This is a genomic window from Micromonospora vinacea (assembly GCF_015751785.1).
GTDB classification, from domain to species: Bacteria; Actinomycetota; Actinomycetes; order Mycobacteriales; family Micromonosporaceae; genus Micromonospora; species Micromonospora vinacea.
Genome location: NZ_JADOTY010000001.1, coordinates 2,910,380 through 2,925,247, shown reverse-complemented (window position 1 = coordinate 2,925,247; position 14,868 = coordinate 2,910,380). Strand labels below are relative to the sequence as shown.

Genomic DNA, 14,868 nt, shown 5'->3' with positions numbered 1-14,868 from the left:
TCGAGCCACTGCCGAATGGAGAGATCATGATGCGTACGGTCAGCGTGGCGGAGACCGCTCCGTCCACCTATCCGTGGGCGGTGCACGCCGAGAAGTTGCAGGTCCGGGCCGGCCGACACCTCGCGGTCAACGAGCTCGACCTGAGGTTGGGCACCGGTGTGCACGGGCTGCTCGGCCCCAACGGCGCCGGAAAGACGACGTTGATGCGCGCCCTGGCCACTGTGGTGAAGCCGGCCGGTGGACGGCTGACACTGCTCGGCGGCGAGGTCACCGGCAACGCCGACCTGCGCCAGGTACGCCGGGGCCTGGGCTACCTGCCGCAGCACTTCGGCTTCTACCCGCGCTTCACGGTCCGGGAGTTCGTCGAGTACATCGCCTGGCTCAAGGAGATGCCGAAGGCGGCCATCCCCGGCGCTGTGCAACGGGCCGTCGAACGGGTGGGGCTGGCGGACCGCGCCGACTCCCGGATGAAGACGCTGTCCGGCGGGATGCTGCGCCGCGCCGGCATCGCCCAGGCGATCGTCAACGATCCGGCGGTGCTGCTGCTCGACGAGCCGACGGTCGGCCTGGACCCGGAGCAGCGCCTCGACTTCCGCGAGCTGCTGCGGGAGATCGGCCTGGACAGTTGCGTACTCGTCTCCACCCACCTGGTCGAGGACGTCGCGGTGGCCTGCTCCGACGTGGTGCTGGTCAGTGAGGGCCGGCTGGTGTGGCAGGGCACCACCGGGCAGCTCACCGAGCAGGGTGCCGCGGGCGACGCCGGTGACAGCGCCGCCGAACGTGGCTACTCGTCGGTGCTGCGCGCCTACCGAGAGCGGGTGTCGGCATGACGGGACGCATCCTCCGCATCGAGCTGCGCCGCTCGGCGGCGCTGGGCACCGCCCTGTTGATACTGGTGACCGGCGCGGCGCTGCTGCTGTCGTCCACCCAGTTCTTCGCGGGGCGGTGGATGCAACTGGCGGTGATGGCCCGGTCGCTGCTGATGGTGCTGTTGCCGCTCGCGCTGGCCGGTGGGGCGTGGATGGGGCGGCGCGACGCGCGCCACCGCGTCAACGAGTTGTTCGCCAGCACCGTCCGACCACGGTGGCAGCGCGTCGCCCCGACCGCCGGCGCTCTCGCGGTCTCGGTGGTGACCGCGTACCTCCTGGTCTTCCTCATCGCGGCCGGATGGGTGGTGCCGACCTCGAACTACTTCCCGAACGCGACGATCATCGTCGTCGCGGTCGGCGTTCCGGCGCTGATCGCCGCGGGTTGGCTGGGCATGGCCGCCGGCCGGGCCGTGCCCCGCGTGATCACCGCACCGGTCCTCGCCGTGGTCGGGTTCGTCCTGGTGGGGTTGGTGCCGGAGTTGGCGATGGCACCCGACACGGGCGCGGAGATCGCACAATTCCGGCCGGAGCCGGCGGCGGTGCTGCTCGTCCCGGCGATCACCGGTCTGGACGACTTCCAGACGATCGCGACGAAGGTCAGCCTGCTCCAGGCGCTGTGGTTGGGGTCCCTGGCCGCGACCGGCCTGCTGCTGCTCGGCGCGGTCCGTCGCCGCGCCATCGCGTTCGCCGTGCTCCCGGCGGTGCTCGGTCTCGCGGTCGCCCTCCCGCTCCTGCCCATCGGCGGAGCCCGCGGGGCGGCGGTCGTCGACCCGGTCGCCATCGAACTGGTCTGCGACAACGACGGTCCGCAGGTCTGCGTGACGCGGGCGCACGCCGCGCTGCTGCCCGACGTCGTCGGCCCCGCCCGCCAGGCGCTCGGCATGATGGCGGCGAAGTTGCCCAACGCACCGGTCCGGGCGGTGGAGACCCAACAGGTCACCTACTGGGCACGACTGGACCCGGACCCGGCACCGGCCCGGCACTCCGCCGACACCGTCGTCTTCGACACCCCGACGATCGACCGCCTCGGCCACGCCGACCTGTCCGACGACTACTTCCTGCCGTCCCTGCTGGAGGCCGCCTGGCAGCAGGAGTGCGGCGAACAGTCGGTACGGGGCGACGTGTACCGGGCCCGGATGGTCGCCGCCGCCTGGCTGACCGGTCGACCACCGGCCCCGCAGCCCGGATGGGCACCTGAGGAGATGGCGCTGCAGGAGAGCGCGTACCAGGCGCTGGTGAGTCTGCCGGAGGCCGAGCAGCGACGCCGGATGGCAGCCGCCCGCGAGGGCGTACTGGCCTGCCGGGACGACGAGTTGGTGGCGATCCTGCCGAAGGGTCAGCCGTGAGGGAGCTTCAGCTCCACCTGCGCTCGCGCCGGGTCCCGCTCGCCCTGGCCACAGTGACCACCTCGATCGCGCTGGCGTGGGCGCTGTCACTGGCGTTCACCGACTCGGCGACCATCAACGCCCGGACGGCCAGCCTCGCCATCATGCTGGCGGTGGTCGCGGTCGGCACCACCCTCAGCGGCGCCGACGGCGCCCTCGACCACACCATGGCGGTCAACTGGCCGGTACGCCGTGTCGGGCACCTGCTGCTCGCCGCCGCCACGATCACCGCGCTGCTGTCCCTCAGCATGATCACCGACACGCGCTACGAACCGTTCGCCCTGGTGCTGCGCAACACCGCGGGGCTACTCGGGCTCACCGCGCTCGGCGCCACGGTGCTGGGCGCCGCCCTGTCCTGGATCGCCCCGCTGACCTGGACCCTCATCGCGGTACTGCCGATGATGGGGTCCAGCCGGGACCTGAGGATGCAGGTCGCCGGCTGGCTGGTCCAACCCGCCGGCACCGCCGCCGCCACCACCTGCGCCGCCATCCTGGCGGCGACCGGTCTGCTCGCGTACGCCCTGCGGGGTTGCCCCGTGCGGCCGGTGAGCGAGACCGCCCCCGACCGGTGACGGACGTTCCGGTGCTCCGGGATCCCGGAGCACCGGAACCCGTCCTAGGGCCTGTTTCATAAGAACTGGCCGGCCGCCCTTATGAAACAGGCCCTAGACGACGCCGGCCAACAGTTGCCGCGCCATCACGATCCGCTGCACCTGGTTGGTGCCCTCGTAGATCTGGGTGATCTTGGCGTCCCGCATCATCCGCTCCACCGGGTAGTCCCGCGTGTAGCCGTAACCACCGAGCAGCTGCACCGCGTCGGTGGTGATCTCCATGGCGGCGTCGGAGGCGAAGCACTTCGCCGCCGCGCCGAAGTAGGTCAGGTCCGCGTCGCCGCGCTCGGACTTGCCGGCAGCCGCGTACGTGAGCTGGCGGGCCGCCTCAAGCTTCATGCCCATGTCCGCGAGCATGAACTGGATCCCCTGGAACTCGGCGACCGCCTTGCCGAACTGCCGGCGCTCGGCCACGTACCCCTTGGCGTAGTCGAGCGCGCCCTGCGCGATCCCGACGGCCTGGGCGGCGATGGTGACCCGGGTGTGGTCCAGGGTCTTCATCGCGGTCGCGAAGCCGGCGCCCTCCGCGCCGATCATCCGGTCGGCCGGGATCCGCACGTTGTCGAGGTAGACCTCGCGGGTGGGCGAGCCCTTGATGCCGAGCTTCTTCTCCGGCGCCCCGAAGCTCACCCCGGCATCGGACTTCTCGACCACGAAGGCCGAGATGCCCCGGGACCGGGCGGACGGGTCGGTGACGGCGAAGACGGTGTAGAACTCCGACACACCGGCGTTCGTGATCCAGCGCTTCACACCGTTGAGCACCCAGTGATCCCCGTCACGTACCGCCCTGGTGGTCATCGACGCCGCGTCGCTGCCCGCCTCCGGCTCGGAGAGGCAGTACGAGAACATCGCGTCACCGGCCGCGACCGGCGTCAGGTAACGACTCTTGAGGTCGGCGGAACCGGACAAAAGCAGTGGCATCGTGCCGAGTTTGTTCACCGCCGGGATCAGCGAGGAGGACGCGCAGGCGCGGGCCACCTCTTCGATGACGATGGCGGTGGCCAGCGCATCAGCGCCCGCGCCGCCGTACTCCTCGGGGATGTGCGGGGCGTGGAAGTCGGCCGCCCGCAGCGCGTCGTAGGACGCCTTGGGGAACTCCCCGGTCTCGTCGGCCTCCGCGGCGTGCGGAGCCACCTTCGCGGCGCAGACCTCACGCACCGCTTCCCGGATCGCCTGGTGCTCGTCGGGCAACCGGTAGACGTCGAACTCCCCTGCGGCCATCTCGGCCCTCCCCTTCACCACTATCATGCGCAGTCTGTGACGACTCCTGACCGCCGACCGCGCAGACTGAAGACTAGCGACTGCAGTTCAGGTGATGTTACCGGCGCGTAGGTATGGGCAAGATGGTGCACCTAACGCGCTGGGCGATGATGGAGACCGAGACAGTGAGCCACCCTCCGGTGCCCCGCCCAGGCGCCGCAGCAGAATGCGACGCGACGACGCGACGCCAGTGCGAGCGGAGAAGACAGGCGTGACGATCCCCTACCCCACCATCCAGCCGACCCCCGCCATCGCCGCGGTGACACCGCCCTCAGGCGCACCCCGGCCGCGGGTGACGTTCCTGGGGACTGGTTACCTCGGTGCGACGTACGCCATCTGCTACGCCGAACTGGGGTACGAGGTACTCGGATTCGACGTCGACGCGGACAAGATCGCCATGCTGAACGCCGGTCAGGTGCCGATCCACGAGCCCGGCCTGGACGAGCTGCTCCGGCGCAACCTCGCCGCCGGCCGTCTCCGGTTCAGCACCGACATCGCCGAAACCGCCGAGTTCGGTGACGTGCACTTCATCTGCGTCGGCACCCCCCAGCGGGCCGACGGCATGGGCGCCGACCTGTCGTACGTCGAGGCGTCGGTGACCAGCCTCGCGCAGCACCTGACCCGCAAGGCGTTGATCGTCGGCAAGTCCACCGTGCCGGTCGGCACCGCCGAGTGGGTGGAGCAGCTCGTCGGCAAGCACACCCCCCACGACCTGGACGTCGAGGTGGCCTGGAGCCCCGAGTTCCTCCAGGAGGGCTTCGCCGTCGACGACGTCCTGCGACCCAACCGGATCGTGGTCGGCGTCAAGAGCGAGTGGGCCAACGGCATGCTCTACGCCGCGCACAAGGGCGTGTTCGACCTGGCCGCCACGGAGGACCGCGAGGTGCCCCTGGTGGTCACCGACTTCTCCACCGCCGAGCTGGTCAAGGTCGCCGCGAACGCCTTCCTGGCCACCAAGATCTCGTTCATCAACGCGATGGCCGAGGTCTGCGAGGCCTCCGGTGGCGACGTCACCCAGCTGGCCCGCGCGATCGGCTACGACCCGCGGATCGGCAACCGGTTCCTCCAGGCCGGCCTCGGCTTCGGAGGCGCCTGCCTGCCGAAGGACATTCGGGCCTTCCAGGCCCGCGCGCAGGAGCTGGGCGCCGGTGAGGCGCTGCGCTTCCTGCACGAGGTCGACCTGATCAACCTGCGCCGGCGTACCCGGGTGCTCCAGCTCGCCGCGGACCTGCTCGGCCGGCGCTCCGGCCCGGCCGGCCCGGACTTCTCCGGCACCCGGATCGCCGTGCTCGGTGCCACCTTCAAGCCCAACACCGACGACGTCCGCGACGCCCCGGCGCTCGCCGTCGCCGCCCTGTTGCAGAAGGCCGGCGCCGACGTGCACGTGTACGACCCGCAGGGCACCGAGAACGCCCGCCGCGCGGTTCCCGAGTTGACCTACGAGGCCAGCATCAACGAGGCGGTCAGCGACGCCGACCTGGTCTGCGTTCTCACCGAGTGGGCCGACTTCCGCAACGCCGACCCGGTCGCCCTCGGCGAGTTGGTCAAGGGCCGCAAGGTCGTCGACGGCCGCAACTGCCTCGACCCGGCACTGTGGACCCAGGCCGGCTGGGAGTACCGGGGCATGGGTCGCCCCTGACGAAACCGACGCCCACCGGCCGGTCATCGAGCATCTCGATGGCCGGCCGGTGACGTTGTTTGCCCCGGACCCGCCGACAAGAGTCGAAATCCGCGCCAGCTTTGGGCATGCTGCGACAGTGGGAGTCCACAGTGCGGGTGGAGGGGTGTCGTGGCGACCTTTCAATGCTCCTCGTGCGGCCGGGAGATCAAGCCGGCCGTTCGATGCCCGCACTGTGGGGCAGATCAACCACAGTGGGTCGAGCACCTGGCCGACATCGAGCGTTCGATAGCGGAGATGAAGGCGCGCGACGCCGCCATCGCGCGTGAGCAGCGGCAGATCGCCGCCAAGATGCAGGCCGCGCTCTTCCAGCGGGACATCCTCGCCCACGCCGGCGAGGAGCGGATCAAGCAGGCCACCCGACCCCGCCGGGTGCTCCGCCGCCGCCCCGGCCGGCGGCCACCGACCGCCACCATGGGAGCGCCGCCCCGGGTGCCCCGCCAGGGCACCCCACCCGCCCCGGATGATCCGCCGCCGCCCCCGCCCCGGGCCGCCTGGCTGGACGCGGACGACCCGGAGCACCCGCCGGAGGCGTCCTCGCGTGAGGTGCAGAACATCCCCCTCGGGCTGGGCGCGCTGCTGCTCGGAGTGGCCGCTGTGGTCTTCGCCGCGGTGGCCACCAGCTCGATGGACGCGCTGGCCCGGCTCGGCATCCTGCTCCTGGCCACGGTGCTGATGCTGCTCGCCCCACCGGCCCTGGCCCGGCGCGGGCTCACCTCGACCGCCGAGACCATCGCCGCTGTCGGCCTGCTGTTGGTGCCGCTCGCCGGCAACGCCCTCTGGGCGGTGGACCGGATCGGCACCGGCAGCGGCTCCGGCACCGTCTTCGCCGGGGTGATCTTCGCCGTCACCGCCGCCGTCGCCTTCGGGTACGCCGGTTGGACGGGTCTGCGCGCGCCCCGCTTCGCCACAGTGCTCGCCGCGCAGCCGGTGCTGCCGCTGCTGGCGTACGACCAGATCACCGGCCCGGGCGGCTGGGCGCTGGTGCTGGCCCTGGTCGCCCTCGTCGACCTCGGCCTGGCCCGCTCCGGCGTGACGGTCGAACGCCCCGTCCGGCAGGACCTGCCAACACCGGGCACGCCGTCCGCGCCGCGCCAACGTGACGACGAGAGCAGGCCGGAGGGCGACCCGGAGGAGGCCGCCGAGCTGATCGACGCCAGCGCGGGCTCCACACAGCCGCAGCCGACCCGCCCGGTCCCGGGCCTGCGTGAGCTGACCTGGTTGCTGCACGCCCTGGCCGTCGCCGTCTCACTGGCGTACGCGGTCACCGCCCTGCTGCGGGCCGAGACCGTGCCGACCGCGTCCGGCGCCGGGGTGGTGCTGCTGCTGGCCGCAGTGATCGGGCTGGCCGGCGCGCTGGTGCTGCGTCGCCCGCCGCTGCCCGACGTGGCGGCCGGCATCGTCACCCTGGCCGTGATCGGCGCGCTCAGCCGAATCGCCTCGGTGGCACTCCCCGGCCGGGCGCTGCTGCTGATCGCGGCGGTCATCACGGTCACCGGGCTGGCGGTGCGCGCGGTCCCGGAGGCGGCCCGACGCGGCCCACAGATCGCCTCCGCTGTGGCGCTGACCGTCAGCGGTCTGGTGGTCGCCGGCGGCGCGCTGCGCGCCGGGGTGGCACCGGTCCGGGCGGCACTACCCGCCTGGGATCCCGACCTCAGCCGGTACCAAAGCGAGTTGGCCGCCGCGGTCGGGCCGACCACCTGGCAGCTCGCGGGTGCCGCGTTCCTGCTCACCATCGCGGCGGTGCTGGCACTCCCCACCGAGATCCGCCGGGAGTTCGCTGTCGCCGGCGCGGCGCTGACCGCGCTCGCCGTCCCGGCGTCGTTCGGTCTCGGCTGGGCGGCGGCACCCTGGCCGATGGTGATCACCGCGATCGGCATCGGAGTCATCGGGCTGTCCGCCCGCACCGACCGGGCCGCTGTGGCGCACGCCATCGGGGCGGCAGTGGTCGGCCTGTTCGGCGCGGGTGCCAGCCTGTCCAGCCCCACCCTCACGGCCGCCGTCCTGATCACACTGTTCGTGGCCGGCACGCTTGTCGCGCTGGCGCCCCGGATCCGGATCGCCTCGGCCGCCTCCGACACGGTCACCGCCTGGGCCGCCGGTGGCGCCGCGTTCGCGCTGCCCGGAGCGGTGGCCGCGTTCGTGGCCGCCACCATGCCGAGCGACCCGACCCCCACCCCGGCGAGCCTCCGCGAGGTGACCGTCCCGGTCCTGGCGGCCAGCTTCCTGGCGGTCTGCGTGACCCTCGGCTACGCCGCCGTCGTGCAGGTCTCCCAGCGCCACATCCCCGCGCCGCTGTCGGTCGGCACCGGGCTGGGCGCGCTGATGGTCACCGCCGCCGCATTCGGGGCGCCCGGCGCGACGGTCGCCGACGCCTGGGTCGGCGCGCTGCTGCTGGTCGCGGCGGTGCTGCTCTTCCTGGCCCCCTCCATCGACGCCGGCCGGCGCGCCGACCTCACCCTCGACGGCTCGGACCTGGCCGCCGCGGCGGTCACCACCGCCCTGATCGCCACGCTGGTACGGATCGGGGCGGTACTCGCCCCGGGCGGGCAGCTGGCGGTGGCCGCCGCCCTGCTCCTGGTTGTCGCCGTGGCCGCCCGCAGCATGCCGGAGGAGTGGCGACGCGGGCCGATCCTGGGCCTCACCGTCGGCGGTGCCCTGATCGGTGTCCTCGCCGGTTGGACGGCGGTGCGCGGTGGGGTCGGCGTGCTGGCCACCCCCGGCCCGATCTGGCGGGGCGACCTGAGCGACTGGCCGGCCGCCCCCGTCGGCGGTGCCACCTGGCAGGCGCCGGTCGCGCTGGCGCTGCTGGCCCTCGCCGCCGGCATCCTGCTCCCGCCACCCTGGCGCTGGGACGTGTCCGGGGTGGCGGTGGTGCTCGCCACGATCGGCGCCCCGGCCGCGTTCGATCTGGCCTGGTGGTCGCCGGTCCTGGTCGGCGGAATGGTGGCCACCGTGTTCGGCATGGCCGCGGTCGCCACGGAGGAGGCGCGCGCCGGGCTGTCCCGGGCCACAGTGGCCGGGGTCGTCGCGCTGCACGCCGCCGGAGCCGGACTGGTCCGCCCGTGGACGACGGCCCTGGCGCTGGGCAGCATCGCCCTGATCGGCGTGGTGGTGGCCACGCTGGCCCGCGTCCTCGCCCGCCCACAGGTCACCGACATCGACACCGAGGGAATGCCGCCGCACCTGGCGCAGATCGGTGGCGCGGCGATCGGTGCCGCCCTGCTGGCCCTCCCCGGTGCGGTGGCGGCACTGGCCGCCGAGTTCGAACACTCGGCGCAGGTGGTGCTGACCGCCCCGCTGGCGGCGACCAGCCTCGGCCTGGCCGCCGTGGCCGCGGTCCGCCGGCAAGTGCCGCAATATCTGCCCTGGGTCAGCGTGGCGGTGGTCGGCGGGGCCACCATCAGCGCCCTCGCCGCGATCCCCACCGGCCTCGCCGCGGGCGTCTACGCGGCCGCCGCCGCCCTGCTCGGCGTACTGGCCGAGCTGATCCGCGCGGCCACCGTGCCGCCCACCGGCGCGGCCCAGCCGGTCCGGCGTTGGGCGGTACGACTCGACGGCGCCCTACGGCGGCTGCCGGACGACCCGGAGCGACGGCGGTGGCGGGTCAACCCCGCCGCGGGTGCGCTGGCCGCGGCGGCGCTTCCGACCGCCCTGGCGCTCGCCTCGATCGCACCCGCGCTGGTCACCGCCCTGGTCGAGCCGCACCGCACCCTGACCCGGATCTGGCAGGGCCCGCCGCCGGAGCTGCTCACCCCGCCGGCGGACGTGGTCAACCCGACCCACGTGCTGACGGCGCTGCTGCTCACCGCTACCGCTGCGCTGGCCGCCACCGGCTTCAGCGGTGGGCGGCGGTCCCGGGCCGTCCCGGTGGTGCTGCCCGGGGCAGCCGTCACGCTGCTGATCGCACCCATCGCGCTGGGCCAGGGCTGGCCCGCCAGCACCGTGGGCGCGCTCTCCGTCTTCACCATCGCGATGCTCGGTCTCGCACTGACCCCACCGCCGCCGCTGGCCGAGCGGGCCCGCTCGCTGCGGCTGGCCCGGGTGCTGGTGTTCGCCATCGGTCTGGCCGGTGGCAGCGCCGGGCTCGCCGGCAGCCTCGCCGACCGGCAGATGACAGTGTTCACCCTCGGCAGCGCCGTCGGGGTGGGCGCGGTGGCGGCGCTGTTCGGCACCACCCAGCGAGCGCGAATCCTCGGCTGGCTCTTCGCCTCACTGATGGCGCAGCTCTTCGTGCTCACCGCCGGTCTGGTCGCCGGGCTGGCGGCGGTCTGGTCCGCGTTCGGGGTGCTGGCCGTCGGCGCGGTCCTCCAGGTGCTCGCCGCGACCCTGCCCCGGCTGCGCCGCCCCGAGGCGCAGCGGGAGGCCTCCACCGTGGAGTGGAGCGGGTACGCTGCCGCGCTCATCGCGTTGGCCCTCGCCTTCGACTCACCCCGCCACATCGCCGCCCTGCTGGCCGCCTGGGGCGCTGTCCTCGGGGTGGCGGCGACCCGACCCGGCCGCCGGCCGGTGGAACGCCGGATCCTGTTCTGGGCGGTGGTGGTCTGTGAGATCACCGCGTGGTGGGTCCTGATGCGAGTCGCCGACGTGGCGCTGCCCGAGGCGTACACGCTGCCGTTCGCCGCGTTGGCCCTCCTCGTCGGCGTCCTGGAGCTACGCCACCGACCCGACATGAGCAGTTGGGTGGCGTACGGGCCGGCGTTGGTCGCGGCCTTCGTACCGACGCTGGCCATCGTGCTGGCCACCGAGTCCAGCACGATGCGGCAGATGCTGCTGTTGCTCGGCGCGGTCGCGGTGCTGATCTTCGGCTCGTCCAGTCGGCAGCAGGCGCCGGTGATCGTCGGCGCGTCGGTCACCGCGATCGCGGCGATCCACGCTCTGTTCAGCCTGGGCCCCTGGCTGGCGCTGATCCCGGTGGGCATCCTGCTGCTGGTGCTCGGCGCGAGCAACGAACGCCGCCGCCGCGCCCAGGAACGCCTACAGACCGCCCTGCGCGGCATGAGATAGACCGGAGGGTCCCTGCGGCGTGGGGTGAGTGGGCGCGGTGAGTGGGCCGGGTTCGCGGGCCGGCCCGCGTTGCCGCGCGCGATCTTGCACTTTCTGTTGCGGCATAAGGGGCAAAAGCCGCGAAGCAGCGACCGAAAGTGCCAGATCGCGGGTGAGGTGGGGTGGGGACTCGCGGGGGCTAGCGGAGGGCGGCGTGGAGGGCGGCTTCCTTGTCTGCCACCAGCTTCTCCAGGTCCTGCTGGTACGTCGCCATCTTGGCGCGCAGGCCCTCGTCGCTCGCCCCGAGGATCCGCACGGCGAGCAGCCCGGCGTTGCGGGCGTTGCCGATCGACACGGTGGCGACCGGGACACCGGCCGGCATCTGCACGATGGACAGCAGCGAGTCCATGCCGTCGAGGTGCTTCAGCGGCACCGGCACACCGATCACCGGCAGCGGCGTCACCGAGGCGACCATGCCGGGCAGCGCGGCGGCACCCCCGGCCCCCGCGATGATCACCTTGAGGCCCCGGTCGGCGGCGTCGCGCCCGTACTCGATCATCGCGACCGGAGTCCGATGCGCCGAGATCACGCGCACCTCGTACGCCACGCCGAAGTCGTCCAACACCTCGGCTGCGGCCCGCATGGTCGGCCAGTCCGAGTCGCTACCCATGATCAAGCCAACAGTGCTCACTGCCGCCCTTTCGTCGTTCCCGAAACCGTGGCTCACTCGTGGCCCTCGCGCAGCCAACGCGCGGCCCGTGCGGCCCGGGCCCGCAGGTCGTCCAGGTCGTCACCGAGCACCGTGACGTGCCCGATCTTGCGGCCAGGTCGCACCTGCTTGCCGTACAGGTGCACCTTGGCGCCCGGCTCGGCGGCGAAGAGGTGGTGCAACCGCTCGTCGATCGACATCCCGCCCGGCTCACCGCCGAGCACGTTCGCCGACACCACCACCGGGGCGGTCAGCGCCGTGTCACCCATCGGGTAGTCGAGCACCGCCCGCAGGTGCTGCTCGAACTGTGAGGTCCGGGCACCCTCGATGGTCCAGTGCCCGGAGTTGTGCGGACGCATCGCCAGCTCGTTGACCACGATCGCGGGCCGGCCGGCGTCGTCGCGCACCTCGAACAGCTCCACGGCCAGCAGGCCGATCACACCGAGGGCGGTGGCCAGGTCGATGGCGAGCTGCTGCGCGGAGACCGCCAACTCCTCGTCCAGGCCGGGCGCCGGGGCCAGCACCTCGACGTTGATGCCGTCGCGCTGCACGGTCTCGACCACCGGGTACGCGGCCACCTGACCGAACGGCGAACGGGCCACCTGCACTGCCAACTCCCGCCGCAGCGGCACCCGCTCTTCGACGATCAGCCGGGTGCCGCCAGCGAGCAGCGTGGTCGCCAGCTCGCTGGCCTGGGCGGCGTCGTCGACCATCCAGACGCCCCGGCCGTCGTAGCCACCCCGGGCCGCCTTCAGCACCACCGGCCAGCCGACCTGCTCGCCGAAGCCGACGAGGTCGGCGGGCTCGCCGACCGGCCGCCAGGCCGGATTGGGCGCACCCAGCTCGGTCAGGCGTTCCCGCATGACCTGCTTGTCCTGGGCGTGCAGCAGCGCGTCCGCCGGCGGGTAGAGGGGTACCCCTTCCGCCGCCAGCGTGCGGATGTGCTCGGAGGGCACGTGCTCGTGGTCGAACGTGACGACGTCGCAGCCCTTGGCGAAGGTGCGCAGGGCGGACAGGTCGGTGTGGTCGCCGTACTGGACGTCGGCGGCGACCAGCGCCGCACCGTCGTCGGGGGCGGTCGCGAGCACACGCAGTGACTGGCCGAGGGCGATCGCGGCCTGGTGGGTCATCCGGGCCAACTGGCCGCCACCCACCATGCCGACAACTGGCAGACCGGTACGGGAATCCATAGCGCGGCCAGCCTATCCGGGCCGCCGACGTGCCCAGCCGGAGGGCTGGCGACCCGCCTGGGAAGCGCTGGCGGGACCACCCGGCGGGCGGCGCGGACGACTACCGGGCGTGGTGGTGCGCTCAGCCCAGTTCGGCGACCAGGTCCTCGACCGAGGTGACCGGCCGCTGGCAGACGAAACCCCGGCAGACGTACGCGGCGGACCGCCCCTCGACCAGCGGACGGTCGGCGAGCAGCGGCACACCCGGCTGGTCCGGGCGCCCCGCGACGACCACCGCTCCGGGCGGCGCGTGCCGGCGGGCGGCGGTCACCAGGGGGTCGCCGGCCGGGTCGTCGGTGACGACGGCGATCTCGTACGGCCCGGACAGCAACGCCTCGCCGACCATGGCCGCGTACCCGGTGAACCGGGGGTGCTTACCGACGATCGGCGCGACAGTCCCGAGGGCCGCTTCGGCAGCCTCCCGGTAGCGCGTCTCCCCGGTCAACGCCGAGTACGCCACCAGCCCGGCGATCAACGCCGACCGGCCGGACGGGGTGGCGTTGTCGGTCGGGTCGGCCGGGCGGGCGACGAGCCGCTCCGCGTCGTCGGCGGTGTCGTAGAAGGCGCCACCGGGCGCGGCGAAGTGCGCCAGGGCGGTGTCCAGCAGTTCGCCGGCCATTGTGAGCCAACGGCCCTCGCCGGTGAGCTGGTGCAGCGCGCAGAACGCCTCGGCCACACAGCCGTAGTCCTCCAGGACACCGGCCGGCTCGCCGACCTTGCCATCCCGGGAGACCCGGCGCAGCCGGCCGTCCACCAGGTGCACGGTGGCCAGGTGTTCGGCGGCCTGGCGCATCGCCCCGTCGGCGACGATGGTGACGCCGTCCATCAGGTTGGCATCCTCGTCCTGCGGGGAGGCGTACACGGCGGCGACCTGCTGGAACTCGGCGATGGCGGTGATCGCCAGGCCGTTCCAGGCGGCCACCACCTTGTCGTCGAGGGCCGGCTGCGGGCGGGTGTCCCGGGCCGCGAGCAGCCGCCCGACCACCTGCTGCCACCGGGCACGGACCTCGGGCGCGGCGTCGTCCACGTCCCGGGCAAGCTTGAGAACGCTCATGCCATGTTCAAAGGTGCCCTGCTCGGTGACGGTGAACAGGTCGGCGGCGAACCGGCCGTCCTCCTCGCCCAGCGCCTCGACGAGTTGGGCGGGCGTCCAGGCGTAGGTGAGCCCCTCGACGCCCTCGGTGTCGGCGTCCAGCGCGGACGCGAACCCCTGCCCCGGCCGGTGCAGCTCGTCGGCGAGGAACCGGGCGGTGTCCCGGGCCACCCGGCGGGCCAGCGGGTCCCCGGTGAGTCGCCACAGCTGGGTGTAGACCCGCAGCAGCAGCGCGTTGTCGTAGAGCATCTTCTCGAAGTGCGGCACCGTCCAGTGCGCGTCCACCGAATACCGGGCGAAGCCGCCCGCGAGCTGGTCGTAGATGCCGCCCCGGGCCATCGCCTCGGCGGTGTGCCGGGTGATCTCCAGGCTGCCCGTGTCGCCGGTGCGCTGGTGGTGGCGCAGCAGGAAGAGCAGGTTCATGTGCGGCGGAAACTTCGGCGCGCCACCGAACCCGCCGTTCGTGGCGTCGTACTCGCTGGCCAGCTTTGTGGCCGCCGCGTCGAGCAGCGGGGCGTCCAGCGGCGCGGTGGGGCCGCCCACGGCCTGCGCGCCGCCGATCGCCTCGACCACTGCGGCGCCCTGGCCCAGGACCGCCTCGCGCTGCTCCCGCCAGGCGGTGGCGACCGACTGGAGCAACTGGACGAAGTTGGGTCGCGGGAAGTAGGTGCCGCAGAAGAACGGGGTGCCGTCCGGGGTGGCGAAGACGGTCATCGGCCAACCACCCTGGCCGGTCATCGCCTGGGTCGCGGTCATGTAGACCGCGTCCACGTCCGGGCGCTCCTCACGATCCACCTTGATCGACACGAAGTTGTCGTTCATCAGGGCGCCGACCTGCGCGTTCTCGAACGACTCGTGCGCCATGACGTGGCACCAGTGGCAGGCCGCGTAGCCCACCGAGATGAGCACCGGAACGTCCCGCCGCTTCGCCTCGGCGAACGCCTCGTCCGACCAGGGCCACCAGTCGACCGGGTTGTCGGCGTGCTGGAGCAGGTACGGGCTGGTGGCGTCGACGAGTCGGTTCACCTGACGACCATAGCCAGCCCCG

The 14,868-nt window shown here is 73.0% G+C and carries 9 protein-coding genes; 5 read left to right on the top strand and 4 right to left on the bottom strand.

Going from position 1 to position 14,868, the window contains the following annotated elements; genetic code table 11:
• Positions 1–29 precede the first annotated feature (29 nt).
• The 3 genes from IW249_RS14045 to IW249_RS14035 are packed head-to-tail and all read left to right on the top strand — an operon-like array spanning position 30 to position 2,826.
• Entirely contained in the window at positions 30–830 is an 801-nt protein-coding gene (locus tag IW249_RS14045) for an ABC transporter ATP-binding protein (RefSeq protein ID WP_196924782.1), read from the top strand.
• Positions 827–2,215: a hypothetical protein gene (locus IW249_RS14040; protein ID WP_196921159.1), complete on the top strand. Its 1,389-nt coding sequence runs from the start codon at positions 827–829 to the stop codon at positions 2,213–2,215. Before IW249_RS14045 ends, IW249_RS14040 begins: the two co-directional genes overlap by 4 nt.
• A complete protein-coding gene (locus tag IW249_RS14035) occupies positions 2,212–2,826 on the top strand; it encodes a hypothetical protein (protein ID WP_196921157.1) in 615 nt (204 codons plus the stop codon). Before IW249_RS14040 ends, IW249_RS14035 begins: the two co-directional genes overlap by 4 nt.
• A 93-nt stretch (positions 2,827–2,919) precedes the next feature.
• Here IW249_RS14035 and IW249_RS14030 read toward each other — a convergent pair whose 3' ends face one another.
• Entirely contained in the window at positions 2,920–4,086 is a 1,167-nt protein-coding gene (locus IW249_RS14030) for an acyl-CoA dehydrogenase family protein (protein WP_196921155.1), read from the bottom strand.
• 250 nt (positions 4,087–4,336) lie between these two features.
• Here IW249_RS14030 and IW249_RS14025 point away from each other — a divergent pair, with 250 nt between their 5' ends.
• Positions 4,337–5,764, top strand: coding sequence for a UDP-glucose dehydrogenase family protein (locus IW249_RS14025; RefSeq protein ID WP_196921153.1), 1,428 nt, complete (start codon positions 4,337–4,339; stop codon positions 5,762–5,764).
• A 150-nt stretch (positions 5,765–5,914) separates the two neighbouring features.
• Positions 5,915–10,810: an SCO7613 C-terminal domain-containing membrane protein gene (locus tag IW249_RS14020; RefSeq protein ID WP_196921151.1), complete on the top strand. Its 4,896-nt coding sequence runs from the start codon at positions 5,915–5,917 to the stop codon at positions 10,808–10,810.
• 178 nt (positions 10,811–10,988) lie between these two features.
• Here the strand turns inward: IW249_RS14020 and purE are convergent, their stop codons facing one another.
• The 3 genes from purE to IW249_RS14005 all read right to left on the bottom strand — a co-directional run bounded on the left by purE (position 10,989) and on the right by IW249_RS14005 (position 14,846).
• Entirely contained in the window at positions 10,989–11,480 is a 492-nt protein-coding gene (gene purE, locus IW249_RS14015) for a 5-(carboxyamino)imidazole ribonucleotide mutase (protein ID WP_196921149.1), read from the bottom strand.
• A gap of 32 nt (positions 11,481–11,512) precedes the next feature.
• On the bottom strand, positions 11,513–12,688 hold the full coding sequence (locus IW249_RS14010; protein ID WP_196921147.1) for a 5-(carboxyamino)imidazole ribonucleotide synthase: 1,176 nt from the start codon (positions 12,686–12,688) through the stop codon (positions 11,513–11,515).
• Positions 12,689–12,809: 121 nt separating this feature from the next.
• Positions 12,810–14,846 carry a thioredoxin domain-containing protein gene (locus tag IW249_RS14005; protein WP_196921145.1) on the bottom strand — a complete coding sequence of 679 codons (2,037 nt, stop codon included), beginning with the start codon at positions 14,844–14,846 and terminating at the stop codon, positions 12,810–12,812.
• Between the last annotated feature and the right edge of the window lie 22 nt (positions 14,847–14,868).